This window comes from Neorhizobium sp. T6_25 (genome assembly GCF_002968555.1).
Taxonomy (GTDB): domain Bacteria; phylum Pseudomonadota; class Alphaproteobacteria; order Rhizobiales; family Rhizobiaceae; genus Neorhizobium.
Genome location: NZ_PVBL01000013.1, coordinates 50,736 through 73,355 on the forward strand (window position 1 = coordinate 50,736; position 22,620 = coordinate 73,355).

The 22,620-nt window shown below is 58.6% G+C and carries 21 protein-coding genes and 3 pseudogenes; 12 read left to right on the plus strand and 12 right to left on the minus strand.

The genetic code is table 11. The features are described from left to right. The first annotated feature begins 126 nt into the window (after positions 1-126). The 5 genes from C5L10_RS18210 to C5L10_RS18235 all read left to right on the plus strand — a co-directional run bounded on the left by C5L10_RS18210 (position 127) and on the right by C5L10_RS18235 (position 4,207). The gene (locus tag C5L10_RS18210) at positions 127-357 is read left to right on the plus strand and encodes a DUF982 domain-containing protein (protein WP_311766210.1); all 231 of its coding nucleotides are present in this window, start codon (positions 127-129) and stop codon (positions 355-357) included. 179 nt (positions 358-536) lie between these two features. Then, positions 537-1,979 (plus strand): ATPase domain-containing protein, encoded by a 1,443-nt coding sequence (locus C5L10_RS18215; protein WP_105430820.1) that lies wholly within the window; start codon positions 537-539, stop codon positions 1,977-1,979. Beyond that, positions 1,976-3,061, plus strand: coding sequence for a sensor histidine kinase (locus C5L10_RS18220; RefSeq protein WP_105430821.1), 1,086 nt, complete (start codon positions 1,976-1,978; stop codon positions 3,059-3,061). Before C5L10_RS18215 ends, C5L10_RS18220 begins: the two co-directional genes overlap by 4 nt. A gap of 206 nt (positions 3,062-3,267) precedes the next feature. Further along, a complete protein-coding gene (locus tag C5L10_RS18225; protein WP_172717077.1) occupies positions 3,268-3,477 on the plus strand; it encodes a cold-shock protein in 210 nt (69 codons plus the stop codon). Between the two features lie 454 nt (positions 3,478-3,931). Continuing rightward, positions 3,932-4,207 carry a hypothetical protein gene (locus tag C5L10_RS18235; protein WP_105430823.1) on the plus strand — a complete coding sequence of 92 codons (276 nt, stop codon included), beginning with the start codon at positions 3,932-3,934 and terminating at the stop codon, positions 4,205-4,207. A 159-nt stretch (positions 4,208-4,366) separates the two neighbouring features. Here C5L10_RS18235 and C5L10_RS18240 read toward each other — a convergent pair. Next, positions 4,367-6,405: pseudogene (locus C5L10_RS18240) on the minus strand (AI-2E family transporter). A 193-nt stretch (positions 6,406-6,598) separates the two neighbouring features. Beyond that, positions 6,599-7,537 carry a hypothetical protein gene (locus tag C5L10_RS18245; protein WP_105430918.1) on the minus strand — a complete coding sequence of 313 codons (939 nt, stop codon included), beginning with the start codon at positions 7,535-7,537 and terminating at the stop codon, positions 6,599-6,601. 215 nt (positions 7,538-7,752) lie between these two features. Between C5L10_RS18245 and C5L10_RS18250 the strand changes: the two genes are divergently transcribed. Beyond that, complete coding sequence (locus C5L10_RS18250; protein WP_245448042.1) at positions 7,753-8,703, plus strand: tripartite tricarboxylate transporter substrate binding protein; 951 nt, start codon at positions 7,753-7,755, stop codon at positions 8,701-8,703. A gap of 250 nt (positions 8,704-8,953) precedes the next feature. Here the strand turns inward: C5L10_RS18250 and C5L10_RS18255 are convergent, their stop codons facing one another. The 6 genes from C5L10_RS18255 to C5L10_RS34365 form a co-directional block, all read right to left on the minus strand. Then, the gene (locus C5L10_RS18255; RefSeq protein WP_311766212.1) at positions 8,954-10,207 is read right to left on the minus strand and encodes a cation:proton antiporter; all 1,254 of its coding nucleotides are present in this window, start codon (positions 10,205-10,207) and stop codon (positions 8,954-8,956) included. Between the two features lie 72 nt (positions 10,208-10,279). Beyond that, complete coding sequence (locus C5L10_RS18260) at positions 10,280-11,008, minus strand: alpha/beta fold hydrolase (RefSeq protein WP_105430827.1); 729 nt, start codon at positions 11,006-11,008, stop codon at positions 10,280-10,282. A gap of 139 nt (positions 11,009-11,147) precedes the next feature. Continuing rightward, the gene (locus C5L10_RS18265) at positions 11,148-11,366 is read right to left on the minus strand and encodes a hypothetical protein (protein WP_105430828.1); all 219 of its coding nucleotides are present in this window, start codon (positions 11,364-11,366) and stop codon (positions 11,148-11,150) included. Beyond that, positions 11,363-11,665: a hypothetical protein gene (locus C5L10_RS18270; protein WP_105430829.1), complete on the minus strand. Its 303-nt coding sequence runs from the start codon at positions 11,663-11,665 to the stop codon at positions 11,363-11,365. Before C5L10_RS18270 ends, C5L10_RS18265 begins: the two co-directional genes overlap by 4 nt. Positions 11,666-12,327: 662 nt before the next feature. After that, positions 12,328-12,669 (minus strand): hypothetical protein, encoded by a 342-nt coding sequence (locus C5L10_RS18275; protein ID WP_105430830.1) that lies wholly within the window; start codon positions 12,667-12,669, stop codon positions 12,328-12,330. A gap of 221 nt (positions 12,670-12,890) precedes the next feature. Further along, positions 12,891-13,052 carry an entericidin gene (locus C5L10_RS34365; protein WP_105430831.1) on the minus strand — a complete coding sequence of 54 codons (162 nt, stop codon included), beginning with the start codon at positions 13,050-13,052 and terminating at the stop codon, positions 12,891-12,893. A 1,210-nt stretch (positions 13,053-14,262) separates the two neighbouring features. On the opposite strand from C5L10_RS34365, the pseudogene C5L10_RS34370 reads away from it, so the two are divergent. Both C5L10_RS34370 and C5L10_RS18295 read left to right on the plus strand, forming a co-directional pair. After that, positions 14,263-14,495 (plus strand): annotated as a pseudogene (locus tag C5L10_RS34370) (chromate transporter); the annotation flags it as partial. A gap of 405 nt (positions 14,496-14,900) precedes the next feature. Further along, positions 14,901-16,157, plus strand: a complete 1,257-nt coding sequence (locus tag C5L10_RS18295; protein WP_105430833.1) for an arsenic transporter — start codon at positions 14,901-14,903, stop codon at positions 16,155-16,157. 174 nt (positions 16,158-16,331) lie between these two features. Here the strand turns inward: C5L10_RS18295 and C5L10_RS34920 are convergent. Together C5L10_RS34920 and C5L10_RS18305 are read right to left on the minus strand one after the other, a co-directional pair. Then, positions 16,332-16,567, minus strand: a pseudogene (locus C5L10_RS34920) (MerR family DNA-binding transcriptional regulator); the annotation flags it as partial. Between the two features lie 182 nt (positions 16,568-16,749). After that, the gene (locus C5L10_RS18305; protein WP_105430834.1) at positions 16,750-17,640 is read right to left on the minus strand and encodes a LysR family transcriptional regulator; all 891 of its coding nucleotides are present in this window, start codon (positions 17,638-17,640) and stop codon (positions 16,750-16,752) included. 106 nt (positions 17,641-17,746) lie between these two features. On the opposite strand from C5L10_RS18305, the gene C5L10_RS18310 reads away from it, so the two are divergent. The 3 genes from C5L10_RS18310 (at position 17,747) to C5L10_RS18320 (ending at position 19,866) form a co-directional block, all read left to right on the plus strand. After that, positions 17,747-18,616: an SDR family oxidoreductase gene (locus tag C5L10_RS18310; RefSeq protein WP_105430835.1), complete on the plus strand. Its 870-nt coding sequence runs from the start codon at positions 17,747-17,749 to the stop codon at positions 18,614-18,616. A 37-nt stretch (positions 18,617-18,653) separates the two neighbouring features. Continuing rightward, positions 18,654-19,127: an SRPBCC family protein gene (locus C5L10_RS18315; protein ID WP_105430836.1), complete on the plus strand. Its 474-nt coding sequence runs from the start codon at positions 18,654-18,656 to the stop codon at positions 19,125-19,127. Between the two features lie 70 nt (positions 19,128-19,197). Continuing rightward, complete coding sequence (locus C5L10_RS18320) at positions 19,198-19,866, plus strand: NAD(P)-dependent oxidoreductase (protein WP_105430837.1); 669 nt, start codon at positions 19,198-19,200, stop codon at positions 19,864-19,866. A gap of 552 nt (positions 19,867-20,418) precedes the next feature. On the opposite strand, the gene C5L10_RS34925 is transcribed toward C5L10_RS18320, so the two are convergent. After that, positions 20,419-21,009, minus strand: a complete 591-nt coding sequence (locus tag C5L10_RS34925; RefSeq protein ID WP_371411953.1) for a transposase — start codon at positions 21,007-21,009, stop codon at positions 20,419-20,421. A gap of 96 nt (positions 21,010-21,105) precedes the next feature. Between C5L10_RS34925 and C5L10_RS18330 the strand changes: the two genes are divergently transcribed. Further along, positions 21,106-21,336 (plus strand): DUF982 domain-containing protein, encoded by a 231-nt coding sequence (locus tag C5L10_RS18330; RefSeq protein ID WP_371411954.1) that lies wholly within the window; start codon positions 21,106-21,108, stop codon positions 21,334-21,336. Positions 21,337-21,686: 350 nt separating this feature from the next. On the opposite strand, the gene C5L10_RS18335 is transcribed toward C5L10_RS18330, so the two are convergent. Further along, positions 21,687-22,610, minus strand: coding sequence for a LysR family transcriptional regulator (locus tag C5L10_RS18335; protein WP_172717071.1), 924 nt, complete (start codon positions 22,608-22,610; stop codon positions 21,687-21,689). Positions 22,611-22,620 lie beyond the last annotated feature (10 nt).

The following is a 22,620-nucleotide window of genomic DNA, read 5'->3' on the forward strand; positions in this document are numbered from 1 at the left end:
GGTACTTTTCCCGATTATTGCGGTGCTGCTGTTTGGCGTGTCGCTCGCTTGGGACCAACTCGGCAAGCCCAACCACTTGCGTTCATCAAAGCTCCGAACCCATGGAGCACCTGATGGACCAAGATCATCTGGGATGAGCCAGTTGAGGTCGTTATTGGCCCGGACGATCACTTCAAGAGCATTCGCGGCAGCAGGGAGGCCCTGGCATACTTGATGACTTGCTGGCCCCAAAAGGGCGGAGACTCGTTTGCTTTGGCCAAGCGAGCCTGCATGGAAGCTGCCGAAGGTCGAGGCGATCCGTCCACGGCGGCCTCAGCTTTCAGAGCGGCCGCGAACGACGCGGGCATTCTTCGCTGAGCGTCTCAGCCGTCGCCGCCTTCAGTGACGCCAGAACCTGCAGCGTGGTCTCAACTATGGCCGAGGCTGCCGGCGCTGTTGATGTTTTGAAAAACACAAATATAAAAGCAATGCGTCTCTTCCCAGGACGATGCGCGCCCGGTTTCAACATGCGCAATGCATCCTAGCAGAAGACGAAAATGGCCAAGCGAAACAAGTCCTCAACCGTCAGTACCGGGATAGTCGGACTCGATGAGATCCTCCGCGGGGGACTTCCGACATCCAATCTATACATGCTGCAGGGAGCGCCAGGATCGGGCAAGACGACGGCCGCTCTGCAATTCTTGCGGGCGGGCCTCGAGGCGGGTGAAAGTTGCATCTATGTGACGCTTTCGCAGACCGCCGCGGAACTCGAAGCCATTGCTGTCTCTCACGGCTGGACGCTCGACGGGATCCGCGTCGAGGAACTGTCCACCTCAGGTACGGTCAACGAGGCTGACGACCAGAGCATTTTCCTGACGGCAGATCTTCGGCTGGACGAAACCAGGAAAGCGATCGAAGCCGCCATCGAGAAACACAAGCCTCGCCGCCTCGTCTACGACTCATTGCTTGAGATCCGCTTGATTACTGGTGACTCGCCGCGTTTCCGTCGCGAGCTGATCGGCTTCAAGTCCTTCCTCGCAAAGCAGGACGTCGTGGCCCTGTTGCTGGACACGCAGACGGCCGGTAACGATCGCAGCGGGCAGGAGGTCGAGGGGTTGGCCCACGGTGTCATCAGGTTCGACAAATCGCTGGAAGAATATGGCGGCGTGCGCCGCCGCATCGAGGTTTCCAAGATGCGCGGCATACCGGTGGCTGATGGCTACCACGATATGGCGATACGTGAAGGTGAGGGCGTGATCGTCTTCCCGCGTATCATGCCGAGCACGGCACCGGAAATTGCCAAGCCACAGCTTATCAAGTCTGGCGTGGCCGAACTCGACGAGATGTTCGGTGGCGGCCAGGAGGCCGGAACCACGACACTGGTGATCGGCCAGTCGGGCACCGGCAAATCGACGATGTCATCTCTTTATGCGACTGCTGCACTGGAACGAGGCGAGAATGTGGCGCTGTTTCTGTTCGAGGAGCGCCTGGAGACATTCTTCCGCCGCTCCGAAGGCCTGGGCATGGAGCTCCGTCAGTTCCACAAGGACGGCAAGCTGGTCCTGCGAGATTTCAACCCGAATGAGATCTCGCCCGGCGAATTTGGGCAGATCGTTCAGGAGGCGGTCACCCAGAGCAAGTCGCGAGTTGTGGTGATCGACAGTTTGACTGGTTATCTCAACTCTCTGCCGCATCGGGACAAGGCCGTTCGGGATATCCAGTCGCTCTTGAAATATCTCGCGCGATCCGGCGTCCTCACCATGCTGATCGTCGCCCAGCACGGCCTGCTAGGCCAAAATGTTGGAATAGACGTCGATGTCAGCTTTCTTGGTGATACCGTTCTTCTTCTTCGGATCATGGAGCATGAAGGGCGCCTGCGCCGAAACATCACAGTCGTAAAAAAGCGTCATGGTCCGCATGACCTCAACGTCCGTGAGTTACTGATCGAGAGCGGCAGCGTGAGCGTCGTGGCCTACAATCCATTGCCCGATCCGAAATGAACATCATTCCGACCGAAAGCGAACTGGACTGGGTTCTTGTCCTCGCTCCCTTTCGCAAGGATGCCGAGTATATAGCTGCATCACTGCGTGAGCAGAAGGTCGCGGTCAAGGGTGTAAAGGCCGACGACAATCTGCTCCAGCATCTGGCCTTGTCTCCTGGCATCATTGTCGTAACGCATGAAGCACTCACGTCCGAGGTTGTCGCGGCAATCGCGGAGCATCTTGCGGAGCAGCCCGATTGGTCTGAAGTGCCGGTTTTTATCTTGCTGGAGCGCACGGCAGCGGTTGCACGGATCCGCAACCAACTGCGGGCTTCCTGGCCGGATGCCCGCTTGCTGTTCTACACGCGCCCGATCGCGCCGTTGGAATTCGTGAATGCCATCCACTCTAATATGCTGGTGCGACTGCGCCAACGCCAGGTTCGGGATTCCATTGAACGAGAACGGGAGCTGCGTCTGGAGCTTAATCACCGGGTGAAGAATATCCTGGCAAGCGTGACCTCAATCTTCCATATGACGAGGCGCGGTGCGGCATCTGTTGACGAGTTAACCATCGATTTCACAACGCGCCTTCAAGCGCTTTCCAACGTCCACACGGCCGTCTTCGAGGCTGGCGGAGAAGAAATCTCGCTCTCGGCAGTCATGGATCTGACTGTTGCTCCCTACAACAGCGATGGCATGAGCCGGATCAACGTCCGCGGCCCGGCGATCATTGTCAACCGGGAAGCTGGAACCACGATAGCGCTTTGTCTGCACGAGCTGATAACCAACGCCATTAAGTATGGTGCCCTATCAGAGCCCGGTGGCCAGGTCGAAGTCATCTGGACTATTTCCGAAGCGGATAGTTCTGAAATATGCCTAGTTTGGGCCGAAGCGGGAGGTCCGCCAGTCCTTGAACCGACGCGTCAAGGTTATGGCACCAGATATGTGCGCTCGGCGCTCGGGTCCCTGTTTGGATCGGTTCCCGAGATCGCCTTCGCTCCAGATGGTTTTCGATGCCGCGTGAGGGGTCCGCTATCGCAGCTCGCACCGCGGCAACAAAGCGAGAGTCGCTTTCACACTCGCACCCCGGACAACTCATGATAGCGGAATGGGGTTTCTGAGACCTAGTCGTTGACCCGTGAGGGGGAATACCGTATGGATATGTTCATCGATATTTGCTTGCTGAGCTTTGGTTACCGCGCGATTGGCGCCGCGCTCTGAACGAACCTTCCTTTCAAAAATCGCTAGTCATCATCGTATCGCCCGTGGCGATGCGGTTCTTCAACATTGCTATGAAAGGGTTCACCATGGCCACAGGCACAGTTAAATGGTTCAACTCCACCAAGGGCTTCGGCTTCATTCAGCCTGACAACGGCGGCGCCGATGCGTTTGTTCACATCTCGGCCGTCGAGCGCGCCGGAATGCGTGAACTGGTCGAAGGCCAAAAGATCGGCTTCGAACTCGAGCGCGACGTGAAGTCGGGCAAGATGTCGGCCTGCAATCTTCAGAACGTTTAATATCGATATCTGCTTCCCTTTGACCACGCATATACTGGCACCGCCGGAAGCACCTTATCAATTTAAAGGCCAGGCGGTTTGCCTGGTCTTTTTTGTTGGGGTTCGTGCGTCAGCGTTCGCTGAGCGGAACTCCCAAAAAAGAAACATTCAGCAGGCGTTCCAACAGCAAAAAGGCGCGCTCATCTACATCCGCTCGCTTGGCGATACGGACCAGGGCCAACTGAAAAGCAGTGGCGCTTGGGTCGGGTGAACGGTAGCGGCTGGTCGGAGGCCCAGTCGACAGTCACGCAGAAGCCGCGTCCGCCAAGACCTCTGCTCAGGGAGCGTCGCCGTGAACACCGAAGCGAAGAATGCGGGACGGGCGTTTCGGATCCTGGCCGGTCCTCAATCGACTTACCGCCCGCACCTAAACAGACAGCCTATCTGAATAGTCACAGACCAGAGGAGCCTCTCAATGGCGCAGGATACAAAAGAGCTTCAGGCGATCAATACGGCTTGGCAAATCGCCATCCAGGAAATTTTGCGCATGATCATCCGTGATATGTATCACGCCGGCGGCGAGGCCGCGTTCAAGACGCAGATCAAACGGATCGAGGAGGCAGCGGTCGACAGCATCTATTCCGATCTGAGGCTTCGAGGAACAGATGAGTGGACGGAAGTCCTCGTCAAGGAAAAGGCGAGCAACTTCGTCACAACCCTGCTGACATCGTTCACCTACGATCGCGCCTGAAATGCAACTTGGAAGCAGCGCGGCAAGCTTGCTTAAACACGCCACGGTCCATCCACGGCTGTCGCGCGTAGCGACCACCAGGAGGCTTGGCCCAGCCTGATCTTTGGGCGGTGGCTGGAGACCACAGGGATGCAAACCGTGAGGACGCTACAACTCAGACTACGCGGTGGTGGTGCTTGTCTTATTCAGTGACCGCCTGACACGAATCTTGCGGGGGGGCGCAACCGACAACGGCGGCGCATCGGACAGCGCCTCGCGGGCAGCCGAGGTCAAGGTCGAGACAATGAAGTCGGCCTCATCGAAGGTGGGCGGTTGCTTGTCCTCCTCGCGCTCCGCCCACAGGACCGCGCCAACGCGCATGGTGGGGTACAGACGCTTGAACCGCCGAACAAGTATGCCGGCGTGCTTGGCGGAGTCTAAATTGAGGAAGCACACGACGATGGCGTTCGTCTGCTTTGGTACGAGGTTCATGGCGCGGCGATTGGCGATGTCGGAGTGCCTTGCTGCGACCACCTCGGCACCCTGCACCTGGAGGACCTGGGCGAGCATCGCAGCTGATGCGTCGTCGAGCGCGCCCCTGCCTCCCACGCAAAATACGGTCTTGCCACTCCCGTCCGGCAGTTCCTTCTCGTTCTCATCTTCCTTGCGAGGGGCGGGCGGCTGCCCGACTGCGGCCTCTTTCTCTTCCCGGCCCTTTTCTTCCTGCTCTTCTTCCTGCGCAATTTCGGCCAAGTTCGAGACTAGAGCGATGGCGGCTGCGAAAACCTGTTCCATCTGCTCCGCCGTCAAGACGCCCCGACGCCGATCCTTCTCGGCGAGAAGAAGAGCCGGAATGGCAACCTTGCCGTAGTATTCCTCAAGATAATCCTCCTCAAGGATTTCCTCTGCGTAGTCGGTGGCCTCGTCAGGATCCCCAGCAAGAAGCCTTTGGTAGAGCCGCTCTTTGGGGTCGAGCACCGGATCGCTGCCGAAAAGGACCTCCAAGAACTCGAACTGCGGTACGTACCGGCCAAGTACCGCAAGACAGACGGTTAGCGGCGTGGACAGGATCAGACCGACCGGTCCCCAAAGCCATGCCCAAAAGATCGCCGCGACAATGATGGCCAGCGGAGAGAGCCCAGTACGAGAACCGTAAAGCCACGGCTCCACGACGTTGTTGCTTGTTAGTTCCAGCACGAGAAAGATGCATCCAACCCAGAGAACGAGGCTCCAACCAGGGTCGACTGCAAACGCCAGAAACAGCGGCAGAACCGTTGCTATCACAGGCCCGATATAGGGGACAAATCGGAGGACGATGGCCAGCATGCCCCAAAGCGCTGCATTGGGAATACCTACCGCCCACAGGCCCAGCGCCAAGGGGACACCGTAAGCACAATTCACCACAAGCTGCATTAGAAGGTATCGCGCGACGCGGCTACCAGCCTCCTGAATGGCTTCCGTTGTACGGTGGAGATCGCCATAGCCGACGAGCCGGATGAAGCGGTCGCGAAGCTCTTCTCGCTCCAAAAGCATGAATATGACGACGACAATGATCAAGCCCAACGACGCAATCGGACCGAGCAGGGGACCGATCAGGCTGGTCAGGGTTTCGATGGGGCGGTTAGGCGCGAATATCTCAACGAGCAGAGGCTCCCTGGGCGTGGCTCCGCCATCTGGAGCAGCTGGCCGCTGCCCTGCGCTGTCGAGTTCGCGACCAACGCTCTCAATGACTGACGTCAGGCGCCGAACAATACCGCTATCCGTGCCGCTTTCCTGTAGGGCCCGGATCTTTGTTATGATGTTGTCCTGATACGCCGGCAGGTTCTGAGCAACCTCTGCAACGTGACCCGCTACGACAAGCCCAAACAGGATAAGGACAAGGAAAGCGAGCACGACGGTAATTATTACCGCGAGAACCCTGGGAAGGCCAAGCTTCCGCAGCCGAGAGGAAATCGGAGCCAATGCGAAGGTCAACAAGACCGCGATGGCAAGGGGAAGAAGCACCTCCCTTGCAAAGTACAAGATGGCGATGACTGCGAGAATGCTGGCAAATGCCGGCATGCGTGAGGGAGAGGATGGCGAGATCGAGTAGACACGGCGGGGGGCTCCGGGGTCGTTTTTCAAAATCCGCCTCCGTGACCTTGGCGTAGCGCGAAGAGGTCGATGTGCCGCTCTCCTCACTACTCTTCTGCAAATAGCGCCCAGAACGGCCACGGCAATGGGTCCACACCGTCACAGGAAACGTTGGTGGTTGCGCTTGGCGTGCCTCAACGAGGGTGAACACTTGCGACATGAGGCCGAGGCGCATTTCTCGGAACGCCGAGCGCCGAGCACGCGACCTGAAAAGGCGAAGACGTGGGCCCAGCCGCCATGACGGGAGGTCGGCCCACGGAGGTCATCAGACAGTGGAGATCACGATTTTCCGGAAATGCCTCCAAGGCTGGAGAACAAACGGAGGTATGTCGGCGCGAGCTTTCTCACGATCGCGGCCGCTTCTGTATCACGACCAACCACCAGGGGGAATTGCAACGACCCGATCAACTGCGCCTGTTCTGAAGCTATTCCCGCCGCGTCGGCTTGATCGATTCGTGCAAGGCATGTTGCTGCATCGGCTAGTCGCCTCGCGCCCACTCGTACGGCGAAATGGATCAGGTGGCCCCGCAAGTCGTCGCTGCATCCGCCCTCGATCATGCCCGCAAGACGATGAGCGGCCTCTTCATTGCCAATCGTGCCCTTAGGCACATGTTGCGTGTGCTTCATCGAGAGCCATCGCAGCGCAGCGGGCAGTGAAGCCCGGATGACGTCATCTTCCTGAACCACCCGCACGCGGCGGAAATCGGTCCGCATCGTGTAGGGATCGCCATAGTCGATGGTTTCGGCTCTCCACGCAGTCAGGAAGTCATCCAATGGCAGGGTCGCGAAGGGGTAGCCTTGCGGGTCATGCACCCTCACTCCTTCGTCATCGACGGCGAGTACGACGAGGTAGTGGTCCGCTCCGATGGGACCGTTCATGCCGGGCTGATGCCGCAGGTGACCCATCTCCACGGGGCCGACCCAGACCAGGCCCTCGGAGAGCGCCAGCTTGAGCTGGGCGAGGGCATCCTCTTTACTGTTGCTCTTGGTGACGGCTGAGGTCCAGCCCATCGCGTCCAGAGCGACATCGAAACCGGCTTCAGGGGTCCATCCATAGGGATCAAAGAAAGGCAACGTGCCGCCAAGAAGTTGCATCCCGAAGGGACTGCTGGTCGCGAATTCTATGGTTGCAGTAGAGGGTGCGTCCGCTCCCAACATCATTGCAAAAGAATTGGCGTAGCAATACGGACCGGAGCCGACATAGGGGATATGTTTCATGCAATTGCCTTCCGATAAGAGCACGAGAGGCATGACAAGAGCGGCATTTTCACGAAATTTGTCAACCGTCGCTGCGCACAAGAGCCATGTCTGTATTCGGTCTGAAGCACTTCAAGGTTCGGTTGACTGCGGGTGTCCTCGGCCTAGGTTACCAACCGGATGCAAGAGGAGGTTCCATGACACCCATCGACTTTTTCAAGAGCGCGGCACTTGCCATGGTGACTGGAGCGCTTGCGTTCCTGTCTGCTGGAACACCAGCCGAAGCTCAATCATTCCCGGACAGCACCATCACGTTGGTTGTCCCTTTTGCTGCTGGTGGCTCGACTGACGTCGTGGCACGCGTCATCGCGCAGAAGATGAGCGAGGACCTCAAGCAGCAGGTTGTCGTCGAAAACGTTGCAGGAGCTGGTGGCAATCTAGGTGCCGACCGCGTGGCTCGTGCTGAGCCCGATGGATACACCATCCTGATGGGAACGGTAGCGACGCACGCGCTTAATCCGCTCATCCTAAAAAGAAAACCCTATGACGCTGAGAAGGACTTCGCACCCATCTCGCTGCTGGTGGTCGTACCGAACGTTCTCGTCGTGAATCCCAAGCTGCCGGTCAACAATGTAGCGGAGTTGATCGCCCTGTTGAAAAAAGAGCCGGACAAATATCCATATGCCTCCTCCGGCAACGGGACGCCGCTTCATCTTTCCGGGGAGCTTTTCAACAGCATGGCAGGGGTAAAGATGCAGCACGTCCCCTACAAAGGCGCTGGGCCTGCGCTGAACGACCTCATTGGCAATCAGGTATCGATCATGTTCGACAACCTGCCATCGTCGTCAGGCCACATGAAGTCAGGTACCCTTCGCGCGCTCGGCGTCACCACTGCCAAGAGGGCCCCCTCTTTCCCTGATGTTCCGACCGTTGCAGAAACCATTCCGGGCTACGAGACTTACACCTGGAACGCACTGTTTGCACCTGCCGAGACGCCGAAGGATGTAGTGGCGAAGCTAAACGAGGCTGCCAACAAAGCGCTCAAGGACCCCTCGGTCATCGCGCGAATGAATGAGTTCAGCGCGACCATCGTAGGCTCGTCTCCCGAGGATCTAGGGAAACACGTGAGTGCCGAGCTTGCCAAGTGGGCACCCATCGTTAAAAATGCCAACATCCAAATGGACTGAACGCTTTAGTTGAGGGGAGGGGCGGCGCTTTCGCGATCCGCCCCTTTTCATTCCGTCCCTGCTTTACCGCTCTCCAAGGTGATCTTGGTCTGCAATTGAGCTTCGAAAACTTCCTCCAAAGCGTCTGCCAGTGCGTCTACTTCGTTCGCCTCACGCAGGCTGTTTTCCGCTCCGTAAGCGACCCGTAGCTCCGTCGCGGCGTTACTTGCCTTCACGACATGCTTCGTGTGTTCTCCTGGGTCGACTGTTCTCAGTCAGCTTCCCGGCCGTGCCGCCGATCCAGCCAACGCATCGCTGGCGTCACAGTGAGCCCGTGCATTAGGATCGAGACGAAGACGACGAGCGACAGGATGACCCACAACCGGTCGCCGTCCTCGAACCGCCCGTGATTGAGGCCATAGGCGAGATAATAGAATGAACCAACGCCCCGGATGCCGAAAAAGGCGATGGTGATTTTCTCAGGTAGCGTCGCGCGGACGCCAATTAGGGCAAGCAAGCCGGTTACGGGTCGAACGACCAGCAATATGAGCACGACGGCGACAATCTCTGTCCAGCCGATACTGGACAGCAAGCCGGTGACGATAGCGCCGCCAAACGCGAGCAGGAGGAGCATCATCGCGATGCGCTCGATCTGTTCGGTGATGTCGTGCATGTCGCGCTGGAAGTCGTGGTCGCGATGGGAGTTACGCAGTGTCAACGCGGTAACAAAGACCGCGAAGAAGCCATAGCATTGCAGCAGCTCGGACACGCCATACGACACGAAGGTTGCGGCTATGGCCACCAATCCGTCGCCTGTCTTTGCCAGCGTGTCGCCGGGCATCTTGAAGGTCGCCCAACCAAACACACGGCCGACGAGCCATCCACAGCCAATGCCGGCAATCGATTCCCAAAGGACATTGAAGGTCAGCCACCGAGCGAACCAGGGTTCCCCTGTTGTGGCCGCAAGGCTTAAAATGATGGCCAGATGCACGAACGGAAACGCGAAGCCGTCGTTCAGGCCCGCCTCTGAGGTCAACGCGAAGCGAACAGTGTCTTCGCCCCCTTCCAGTGGGCCCGCAACCTGGATGTCGGCCGCAAGAACAGGATCGGTGGGCGCAAGACTTGCCGCCAGCAGCAGCGCGGCCACGGCACTTAGACCAAGGATTGTCGTGCCGATAAACGATATTGCGATTATGCTCGTCGGCATCGTGATCAATAACAGCCGCCAAGTGGCTCCCCACCCCCTGAATGAGAACCGGCGGTCAATCTTCAGGCCTGCGCCCATCAAGGCGACAAGAACCACGAATTCGGTCAAACGTTCGGTGGCGTAGGGGTATGCGCCTGGAGATGGGTCCAACGTCACATACGGGGAGGTATAGATCAGGCCACCAATGGCCAGGCAGACGATTGGAAGCGAGAGCGGAAGTCGGCGGAGAGCCAGCGGCAGCCACGCTACCAATGCGATGAGAAGCCCCGCGCCGGTAAGGGCTACAGCATAAGGGTCTGGTTCCCAGCCGTGAATCACCAAGGGTTAGACCTATCTGCTTGTTGCATTGGCGCGACTGTTTCGGCCGCAACCCAGCGGGCCGTGAAACGGTTACTTGGGGGCAGCATCAAGACGCTGCTTCAAAAGCCAGTCCCATAGTTCCGGATCGCTTAAAGCTGCCCTTTCGATATTCGAATGGTCCACGCCTTCCAGGACACTAAGTCGAGCGTCACGTTTCAAAGCCTTGAGGCGTTCATACATGATGACGGAATCTGATAGCAGAATGACGTCGTCGTCGGTCCCGTGGAAGACCCAGAAGGCCGCCTTCTCATTGGTCCTGCTGAGGTAGTGACGATTGCCACCACCTGCAATCGGAACTACGGCAGCAAACTTTTGCGGAAACTGTTCTGCCATGGCCCAGGCCCCAAAGCCGCCCCGACTGTAGCCAACGACGTAGATACGGGAGCGGTCAACCCGGTACTTCGAGATGACCTCCTCAAGTGCCGCCTCCACCGTCTCGATGGGATAAAGCAGTTCCTCGCTCGGGTTCTGAGGCGAGAAGACCAGGAACGGGAACTGCTTGCCGTCCTCGATCAATTTTGGCATGCCGCTCGACTTGACCTTCTCGATATCGCCTCCACCTTGATCACCTCCGTGAAGCCATACGACGAGCGGGTAGGAGACGTTGGACGACTCATATCCATTCGGCGTGTACATGAGATACTTGAGGTCGTTCTTCACGGTAGCTGTCGATGTCATCGCAATTTGATCAGCATGTGCCGCGCCAGTGCACATCCCGAGCGCGACGACCAACGCTGTAGACAAAATCCTTCGCGTCATCCGTTCACTCCTCTATAGCGGTTGACCAATTCGCATGTGGACGCGCGCCTGAGCGCTCGCCTACCAGCGGCTAGCTTCCGGGCTCCTACGGAAAAGCCAACTGGGAAGTCGACAATGCTGCTGACAACCGGGCACGTCGTTACCCGGGGTTCATGTTCGGGAGGTTCGTCTCGACCTCTCGCCGTTCGCTTTCCGGCAAACTGTCTATCTTGTCACGCCAGAAAACGGCCGCCTCGTCCGGCTCGTCATCCCACAGTCTGGTGTCGACAATGTTGTCATCGAGCTTGGCTCGGCGCTTACCACCAAGCCGAACATATTCTTCAGCAAGCCGAGCGGCCTCCGTCGAGAGCTCCGTCATCTTGCAATCCCATAAACAAATCCGACGATTGCCGCCAAGGCTACCGACGCTATTGGCTGAAGGCGGATCTGATACTCCACTTCCTCACGCATAGTGCGTGGGGCACCGGCAACGGCTGGTGACCGTAGGGGGATTGGATGGCGACCCACTGCCCTTTGCAGACTCCGAAGCTCGGCCTGCAGCTCTTCAAGTTCCTTGCGCTGATCGTAGGTAGGAGATGTTCCCGCCTGCGGTCCCACACTTTCATCGAATTCGTTTGAGGAGGCGGTGACGATTGTCTTATCGGAGATGCTGGCCATGTCGAACCCTTCCTGAGCGTTGCTTGGAGAACGGGGTTTCGAGCCGAGAGTTCCGGTGTACGGAAGGCTTCTTCATGGCCGTCCGTTACGATCCGGGGTCGCCGAAATGTTTTCTCGAGAAGGCGCTCGCCAAGGCGATAGATGTTTCCCAACCGGCTAGTGACCTTGGTCGTCCCGGAGTAATGCCCCGACCGCTGCGATTGGCATCCACCAGAGGGCAGAGATTTCCGGGACTTGGCGCATGTTCAAGCACCACGACGTCCTTTTTGACTACTGGGGGGCTTCATTGCCATTTACGGCAGCGTCGGAACCACGGGCGAGGCCGAGCGACTGACACATGCGCCCCACTCTGAGCACCCGCACGGATGGCGGATCTGCACACTCATTGACAAGCGGCTCGCAGCCCGGAACGATTGTTTTCCGTCGTTTTGGTGTGCGTTGTCATCTATTGGTTTCCGGACGCTGCGGGCTCGAAAGCCGTTGCGAGACATCTGGCAAAGCCCGGTTGACCGACGATCGAATATCTTTTGTTACCAAAGGGCAAGCACGACATGATCAAGTTTTCGGGGGGTCTTTGGAATGCGCCCGGGGCAGCCCAGCTCCCTTTCGTCACCACATTCCAGAAGAGTCTTCTGACGGTTCGCCAATAAGCGGAGGTGAGATTACTTCGCCGTGAAGAACGTAAGAAGCACCTTTCCCTTTTCCCCTAACAGACAGACGAACCGGTCCGGCGTTGTGGTACTCCCGTTGCGCGCGATGTAAGCGTCGCCCAGGATCACTGTTTTTACAGGAACATCTCCAACTTTAGTGTCCGCGGCGCTTATTGCAAGTGTATCGGCGTCCAATACCAGGCCAGTTACCTCCTTCGAGCGCTCTTGCAGCGCAACGAGTCCCGTAGATCGACAGGCGCTGGTTTCCGCCCCATCTGGGCTTTGTGCCGTAGCCGCGGCGATCGCGAGGGACATGCTTATGGTGGTGACAGATAACAATTTGGCGATCTTCATCGGCAATCCTCTTGTGAACGCACGGAAACTCCGGGAACCTTCCATGGTTCCCGGCAGTGCAGATGACCAGCTAGGGCACTCTTTGTGTGATCCACAAAACGCCTGCTGTCAGAAGCTTACCAGGCGCAGGAATTTGCCACTCCTCACGTTGGCGAAGCATTAGATGAAGACGCCGTTTCGCTGCGAACGCGAGAACCCTCGCCCTCGCGGGCAGAGATCATTCAGTTCCGTGCAGCGCGATCCACCCTTTTCCCGGCGTTTTGAGTGGCGTCTACAGTGTTCGCCGTATCCTTGCCTAGACCGCGGATTGTGTTGCCGCATGAGGACAGGGTCGCCACCAGGATGACCAGAGCAGCGGTGGTGCGTAGAGCGGTTGATGTCATGAAAGGCCCTTTCTGAGCGTATGCTTTCCAATATATAGGGCGCCTTTTCCAGATGGCAGCGGGCTTCCAACGGGGAATAGCGCGAGGGCAGCGCGGCGCTTTCAACTGAGCGTTCCACTTTGTGCTAGATCGACAGTATTGCGGCCGCTGTTCTCACAAATCCGATACATGCGCTGCCGTTCGAGGAACCATCTCTGGCAGATCGAGTTGAAGAGGCCGATAGCTAGAGAGGAACAATGCGGAAGTATGCTGGACTTACGAACAGGCTAGAGAAAGAGAGCTTGCGCGAAATAACTCTTGGGTTTGCGGAAATCGAGGACGCTATCGGCAGGTCGCTTCCCAGGAGCGCCACTCGCGAAGGTTTTTGGGCGAACCGTTACAATCGCATCTATTATCATGGGATGAGACGAGCCGTTATGGATGCCGGCTTTCAAAGCGAACTCCTGGTTGATGAGGGAAAAGTTCGTTTCGTGAAGGTATGAGACCTTAAATTGGCAATGCAGAACCATCGTCTCGGATCAGACACTCAGCCGAGGTCCGCCGATGCCAGGCCCAGCGGCACGGCCCATCGCTCTGACCGCGAAGCCTGATGGCTCGTCAGGCATGTATCGGGAGATCCTCCGGGCTTCATTGCATTTCACGATGCGTCGAGCTTGGGCGGGTTACAGGCTCCCTTCGGGAGATCCCTCCTATCCTATTCAAGGTCGAAGCAACCCTTCCGAAGACCAAGGCAGTTTCATATGCCGCTCTCAATCCTCTCCGGGAGCGAGACCCGAACGACCCAATCTGAACGGGTGACGCGGACGCTTTGAGGTGATGCGACTTTGGGAGCCAACCAGACTTCCGAGGGCTCGAACGGCGCCGTCGCTGTCGTCGCACAGGCGGTCTGGGGTATGGCGCGCAGCCTGACACCGGGCCGGCACGAGCCGCTATCGTTCTGGCGGCGATGCTGACCGTGATCTTCGTTTCCAGCGCCATAGGGTAAATAGCGGCGATTGACTTTGGTGGCGTGATCGATCTGAAGCTGCGGGCGTAAGCGCACGATCGTTCAGAGTACCGCGGTGGATCGGCATAATCAGCCTGGTCGCATTTTTGCACTGCTCGTGCTTTTGCCGCTTGCCGCGTCCTCAGGCTTACCGGGCATCTCGCTATTTGATGCGTTTTACCGCCCGGGCGTGCTGGTCTTGGCGGTGGCCACGTTGTCCTCCCTTTGCTGCAGGCGGAGGTTGTCGATACCGGCTGGGTTGGCAACGACGCCTTCCTGGTCGGCTATGGAATGGCCCAGGCGGGCCCGGCCCTCTCTTCACATTCGCGGCAAATCTTGGCCCCGTTATGGGACCTGCGCCGAATGGCCCTGTCGGTGCAGCCATCGCACTCTTGGCGGTTTTTCTCCCGGGTTTCCTGTTGCTGGGCGCGCTTGCCTTCTGGGACGATTTTCGCCAGTGTCCGCTCGCACAGGCGGCCATGCGCGGAGCGAATGCAGCTGTTGTCGGCATCCTGGCCCCGCGCTCTACAGCCCGGTGTGGACGAGCGCAATCATCCGGCCCTTCGACTTCGGTGTGGCCGCGGTCGGCTTCCTGTTGGTCAACGTCTGGAAGGCGCCCCTTGGATCATTGTCATCGCAAGGAGCGTCGCAGGGATGGCGTTCGCGTTTCTAAGCGACGGCTAACCTTGTCCGTTGCCGGTGCGTTTGCGCCGCTCGACAGCGGAACCAACCACGTCGGGGCCGTTCGCCCCGCCCGCTTGATAGGCCGAGGAAGTATTGCGCCGCGGCAAAAGATCGATATGGATGCCGCGGCCGATCGCGGACGCGGCGGCTCGAACTTACAACCTCTGTCTGGAAATACGATGAACGCAACGACCATGACCTGGGGCATAGCCGGGCTAACGGCACTCGGCGTGATCACTAGGCCTTTCGCCTGGCCGGAGGCCATCTGGGCGGGAATCGGCGCGGCCCTGCTTGTTGCCCTTGGTCTGGTCGGTCCGGCGGACGCATGGGCAGGCGTTGCGAAAGGCATTGACGTCTATCTGTTTTTGATTGGAATGATGCTGCTCTCCGAGCTCGCGCGCCAGGAAGGACTGTTCGACTGGTTGGCGGCGGTGGCAACTGCAAACGCCGAGGGATCGCCCAAGCGTTTGTTCGTCCTGATCTACGCCGTCGGGATCGTTGTAACCGTGTTTTTGTCGAACGACGCGACGGCGGTGGTATTGACGCCGGCCGTCTATGCGGCCTGCAAGGCGGCAAGAGTACGCGACCCGACGCCCTATCTGCTCCTCTGTGCTTTTATCGCCAACGCTGCGAGTTTCGTACTTCCCATTTCCAACCCAGCCAATCTGGTAATTTTTGGCGGAGGGGACATGCCACCGCTATCACGATGGCTGGCGACCTTTGGCCTGCCCTCGATCATCTCCATTATGGTGACGTTCCTCGCACTTTACTGGACCCAACGCGCAAGCATCAAAGCCGATAGCGTAGCCTCCGATGTCCAGCACTTCCCATTATCAGCCGGCGCAAAGCTTACTGGTTTTACATTGTGTGGGACGGCCGCCCTATTGCTTGGGGCGTCGGCTCTGCATTTCGACTTGGGTCTGCCCACGTTTTTCGCCGGTTGCCTGGCAACTGCCGCGGTCCTGATCATTACGCGAAAAAGCCCTGCCGAAACGCTGAAGGGGGTCTCATGGAGTGTCCTGCCGCTGGTTGCCGGACTGTTCGTGGTCGTTGAAGCGCTGAACCGGACTGGACTGATCGACACGCTCGCACACTACCTTGTCCAATATGCTTCGTCTTCCCCAACTTGGATCACTGCTGGTGCAGGGACGGTTGTCGCCCTGGTCTCCAATCTTATCAACAATTTGCCGGCGGGACTTGTCGCGGGAAGCACCGTCCAGTTGGCGCAAGTCTCCGACAAGATCGCTGGCGCCGTGCTGATCGGCATTGATCTCGGCCCCAATCTCTCCATCACCGGATCGCTCGCAACGATTCTGTGGCTAATGGCGCTACGTCGCGAAGGCCTGCAAATTGGTGCCTGGGCATTCACCAAGGTAGGCATCGTGGTGATGGTGCCGGCACTCGCGGCGTCGCTTGCTGTTCTTGCTATCCAGTAGGTACGTTTCACTAGGAGCGCATATCTAGCGCCGCTCCGAAACAGTCAGGGTCGATTTTGAGAGTTCCGCAAGATTTGTCGGCTCGGCCCATGCCATAGTGCTTGTTCACCGGAGCTGGACGGCCATGAGCACATCGAAAGCACAAAAGCGCTATGAGACCCGGCTGAACTCGCAACGCTCCGCCTCCGTGCCGACGCCGCGCTCCCGCAAGGCTGGTGCGGCATTTTCCGGATCGGCATTCCGGTCGTTTTCAGACGGCCGAGAAATTAAATCCAGATCAGGATTGATGCGTCGTAGCCACGCTGGCTCGATCGGTCCTCGTCCGCATAGGGAAGCAGCCCGATCCGCTCGTAATAGCGGATGGTAAGGGCCGACAGTCCCGAACGTTTCGGCAGTTCCCCGATCTTCATGAGCACCCTTCTTTTCGCCACGACACATCCGAGGCTCGGGGTTCGAGTGCGCTCTAAGTCAAGCGGTAGAACAGGATTCGCTAAATCTGGGCCAAACGTGTCAAAATTCGCCCAATTCAAATCAATCAACTATGGAAGAAATTCGCAGTTGCGGGTCAGACGGGACCCACGGCTCTGTTCGGTTATTTGCCAACGTAAGCGGCCAGCTCGTCGGGCGTCCCATTGGGAAAAGCGTGCTTCAGGTAATCCAGGAATGCTGACACGCGGGCACTGAGTAGCCGACGCGATGGGTAGAGCGCCCAGAGCGCGATCTCAGATCCCTCGATATCGCCCCAGTGGTGTAAAGTGCCGTCTGCCAGATCATGGCTCACCAGCGATATTGGCAAGCGTGCAGCACCCACGCCGGTTCGCACGGCATCCCGGACCATGATGAGCGACGACAGCGCAAGGACTGGCTCGATGTTGATCGTAGCGGCGCCTTTCGCGGTCATGACATTCCAGGTTTGTCGATCGCCTATACCACGCACGACGCCCGGCGCGGAAATACCTGCAGCAGGGCGGCGAAGATTGGGACTTGCCACGACGACCAGGCGGTCATGCAGGAAGGCTCGTCCGACGAGACTTTCGTCCGGATCCGGATTGACGCGGATGACCAGATCATAGCCTTCCTCGATCATGTCCACCGCCCGATCTTCGGTCGTGATTTCCAGGCGCACCTCCGGATATTTGAGCGCGAACCCCGCACCGATCTTGCCCATGGCGGTCTGCGACAGGAGAAGCGGCGCGCTGATCCGTAAGCGGCCACGCGGCTTTTCCGCACCTGAGGCAATGGCGGCGGCTGTCTCGTCAAGCTCCGTCAGCAGTACGGATGTTCGCTGATGAAGGGCGCGCCCTTCATCAGTGAGCTTCAAATTACGCGCGCCACGTTCGAACAATCTCAGTCCAAGGACAGCCTCCAGTTCCGTCACCCGTCGAGACAGGGTTGCCTTGGGCCGCCCGGTGGCACGGGCAGCTTTGCCGAAGCCTCCATGGCGCGCCACAAGGTTGAAGTCGGCAAGAGCAAGGAGATCCATTGGCTGTTCCAACAGTGAGACAGAGTGTCTAGATTGATGGTCTACCGGGTCGATAATGATCCTTCCATATTCCGGCTGTCAAGCAAACAAACCCGGAGATTTTCCCATGACCATTCTCGTTACCGGCGCCACAGGCAATATCGGCAGCCAAGTCATCCAGCACCTTGTTGATCGTGGCGCAGACGTTCGTGCCCTCGTTCGCGATCCCTCCAAGGCAAACTTCCCGGCCAGCGTTGCCGTCGTCAAGGGCGACTTCCTCGACGTCGACTCCCTCCGTACAGCCTTCGACGGCGTCTCGACGCAATTCCTGCTGAACGCCGTCGTATCCGACGAATTCACCCAGGCTTTGATCGCGCTCAACGTTGCCCGCTCAGCCGGCATCGAACGGATCGTCTACCTGTCGGTGATCCACCCGGACGTCTACGTGAACGTCCCGCACTTCGCTGGCAAATTCGGTGTCGAGCGGATGATCGAGCAGATGGGCATGAATGCCACGATCCTGCGCCCGGCCTACTTCATGCAGAACGACCTGATGATCAAGGATGCCATCACCGGCTACGGCGTCTATCCGATGCCGGTTGGCGACAAGGGTCTCGCCATGATCGACGTCCGCGATATCGCAGAGATCGCTGCCCTCGAACTGCTGCGTCGGGAACAGGCCGCACAGCCGCTTCCTATCACGCGTATCAACCTTGTCGGACCCGAGACGCTCACCGGAACGGGGATCGCCGCCATCTGGTCGGAGGTGCTCGCCCGCCCGATCAGCTACGGCGGCGACAATACCGAAAGCTTCGAGCAAAACCTCAAGCAGTTCATGCCCGCCTGGATGGCCTACGACATGCGCCTGATGGGCGAACGCTTCCTGACTGACGGCATGCTGCCCGAAGGTGGCGACGTCGAGCGCCTGACAACGCTGCTCGGCCGTCCGCTCCGCACCTATCGCGACTTCGCCACGCAAACTTCGGCCGCTGCCTGAGGCAGCCATCCCACACCTCAAAACAAGGACCATCGTCATGATCTATTCGACCGCTACCGTGCCGGTGAACCCGAACGGTCAAACGAAGCTCACCCGCGAGCAGGTCTGGAAGGGCCTGGAATTGAAGGCGCGCGATGCGCGCCTGTTTCTCCCCCCTGGCCTCTGCACCCGCTGCGATGTCGTGGAAGAAAGCGCGACACACTTCGTGCGCGAAGCCACTATCGCCGGCTCCGACATCAGGGAAATCATCACCCTTGAGCCGCAGAGCAAGGTCACGTTCTTTCAGGCGACCGGCCCGCGCGAAGGCACCATCGTCAACGAACTGTTCGAGGATGAAACCGGCGCCCTGCAGCTGAAATTCTACTGCTACCTCGGCCTGCGCGGCAAGCAATCGAACGGGTCGGAAGAACAGGCCGAACAGGCGCAGTTCGACAGCGATAAGGGCTACATATCCGCCCTGCTGTCGACGCTGAAGCGGACCCGCGAGCTGCTCGCAGAGGGCCGTCTCTAATTACCCCAGAAATGAAACCAAAAGGGCCGCCTCTTGGCGAGGCGCGCGGCTTATCAAGAGGACCAAGACAATGACCACCTCCGTTACCGAATCAAATCGGGCCGAAGCACCGAAAATCCTGATCCTCGGCGCTACCGGACCGACCGGCCGCCACATCGTCAGCCAGGCACTGGCCCGCGGCTGGGATGTCACCGTCCTCGTGCGCTCGCCGGAAAAAGCCGCCGATCTCAAGGGCGCAAAGCTTGTCGTCGGGGATGCCCGTGACGAGAAGGCACTACGCCCAGCCGTCAAGGGCCGGGATGCCGTCATCAGTGCGCTCGGCACACCGGCCAGCCCTTTCAGGGAGGTCACGCTTCTGTCGACCGCGACCCGCGCTCTTGTCAGCTCGATGAAGGCAGAGCAGGTCTCGCGCCTGATCACTATCACGGGGATCGGCGCCGGCAACAGCAAAGGACACGGCGGCTTCCTGTTCGACAAGGTGATCTTCCCACTTCTCCTGCGGCACGTCTATGCCGACAAAAACCGGCAGGAAGCCGTCATCAAGGATAGCGGCCTTGACTGGACCATCGTCCGTCCGTCCATTCTCAACAACAAGCCTTGGGGCAACACGATCCGGACGCCTACCGACCTGAGCGACTTCCATGGCGGTTCGATCTCGCGGACAGACGTCGCGACGTTCGTCCTCGATCAGATCGGAAATGACGCGTGGCTGCGAGGATCACCGCTAATTACCTGGTAGGGCGGGAGGCGACTTGCACGATGGGAGATGCCATCTACCGCGCCAGAATTTTTCTTCGGCGAAGCCGGTCATGATCAGGTCGTAATAGGCAGGGGTTCCTCCAGTCCCCATCGATAGACGCCCGGGTCCGGGCCACTTTCCGTTCATTTCCACGTAAAAAGCAACCGCCCAATGGTGCTTTATTTAAAATGGAAGAGAATGATGATCGCGCCAAAAAAACTGAACATTTTAGCTTTTACATTGTGGCCACGGTTTCTTCTGGCACTGACGCGCTCAACGGCGGCGTAGTGCAGCCGGCACGAACAGGCTGTCGTCAAGGCGATTGAAGAAGGGAAAGCTCTTCTCAAAGAGGACAAGTTCAAAGCTTGGATTGACAGGGTTTGCGGACATTCTCCGTACAATACGAAGCCATACACGGGCTACCAGGCCTGGTACGGACGTATCAGCCGTTTAAGCATGACTTCGGATGGGTCTCATACCGCGGAAATCACGGTTTTTTTTGCCAAGCACGGCTTACGCCATCGAGCGCTTATCCCGTCCTAGAAGACTATGCTACCGTAAGACGATCATCCTCACGAGCGCAGCATCCTCATTGCAGGCTTCGCACGCTCGTCCCACGCCTTTCCGTCCAATTGCCACAGCTTCGCTGACGGACATACAGATGACCACACCGCCGTTCAATGGCAGGAAGCCGTGATCGCAGCCCGTCCGCGCGAGGGTAATGTCGTTACTATAGATTGATGCACGCAAGCCGGCTCCTTGCCGGCTGTCTTTGACACAATGCAGCGGGCTGGATGAGGCGGTAGCAGAGCCACAGCCCGCAGCCGCCCTTGAGGGATAAGACATATCCATCACCGATGTGCGGTGAGTGTAAAGGCAGCCGGCCGCCACCTTCTCGAACATGTGCCGCAGGGTGTCGCTCTGCCTTAACCGGCTATGGCGGTGGCGGTTCTTCGAGAAGCTGGATTGATCCGGCACCTTGCCGCCGGGCCCAAGGCGGCAAAGCCGGCGATGAGCGAGCCAAGATGGACCTCCTCCCATAGTCGTCGTCGAGCAGATACACATGGAGTGGCCAATGATCACCATCCGCGTCATCAGCTCGGGATCAACCGAGGGGCGGCCGGCAGCGCTGTGTGGATCAATGCCGCGTCCGGGACCGAAGCCCTAACCCCGGAACGAGCCCCACCACTTGCGTTCATCAAAGGTCCGGACCCATGGAGCACCTGATGGACCAAGATCATCTGGGATGAGCCAGTTGAGGTCGTTATTGGCCCGGGCGATTACTTCAAGAGCATTCGCGGCAGCAGGGAGGCCCTAGCATACTTGATGACTTGCTGGCCACAAAAGGGCGGAGACTCGTTTGCTTTGGCCAAGCGAGCCTGCATGGAAGCGGCCGAAGGTCGAGGCGATCCGTCCACGGCGGCCTCAGCTTTCAGAGCGGCCGCGAACGACGCGGGCATTCTTCGCTGAGCGTCTGCAGCCGTCGCCGCCTTCAGTGACGCCAGAACCTGCGGCGCGGACTCCACTATGGCCTCGATTTCTTTTGCCGGTCGCTGCGCAAGCTCGCGAACGTTCTGTGCACCGACAGTGGATCCCGTACCCACTTCCCCGGCTCGACCCCTCGTCGTCAGCATCGCTATGCAACCACGTTGGCTGGATTGCAGAATGCAGGTTCCAGATAGCGCAAAGGCTGGAATTTCAGCGCCTTGAGAAGGGCGGCGGCTCGGCTCCCTTCAAGAGCTCCATAGCGGTTAACAGCAATGATTGAGGAGCAGGTCGGCAGCGCTGCAATATTCTCATCGCCACTCCGCTCCTAAGGATCATCGTTGATGCCCCGGCGCCGTCGCGGGGTCTTGCTCCAAAACCTCCTTGAGGCTGGCAACGAAAGTCTGCGCAGCAAGCGAGAGGGGGCGGCGTTTGGGAATGATCATTCCCACCGAGACCGGAATGCGTGGCTCGAACTGGCGTACGACGATATGGTCGAATTCATTGGCATCCCAGACGGAGAAATGATCGACAAGGGCTACTCCACGCCCTCGCTCCACGAGTCGCCGGATCAACTGGCTCTGGTTTGAGATGAGGCTGTTGGAAGGCCGCACGCCCTCGTCGGATAGGGATCGGAAGATCGCCGCTCCGAACGGAACCGAACGCGGATAGGTCACAAACGGCTGGTCAGCGATGTCGCTGGCGAGGATGACGCGGTGTTTCGCGAGCTTGTGGTCGATCGGCATGATGCAGACCATAGAGGAGGTCTTGAGCGTCTGCGTCATCAGATCCGCCTCGTGCTCAGGATGATGAACGAGACCGAAGTCGTAGTTGCCGCGGCTGACATAGGTGTGGATCTTGTCGGAGTCGAGCAGGTCCACCTGAATCTGGATCCCGGGATAAAGATTGTTGAATCGCTCGACAGCCATCGGGATCAGAGCGGTACTGAATGCCGACAGTATGCCGATATTCACATAGCCCTGCGACATGGTGGTTAGATCGAGAGACAGGTTCTCGAACAGCATCAACTCGTCCATCAGCCGCGTCGCATGGGCAAAAAGCAATTCTGCTTCGGGAGTCGGGCGCAGCCGGCCGCCACTGCGCTCGAATAATTTGACGCCGGCAAATTCCTCCAGCTGTTTGAGCGACTTGCTTGCATTGGGCTGTGTGGTGTGCAGCACAAGTGCTGCCTCGGTTACAGAGCCCGTCTTCATGAAGGCAGCGAGCGTGTCGAGATGGCGCAACTTGATCCTGCGCATGATGGGCAAC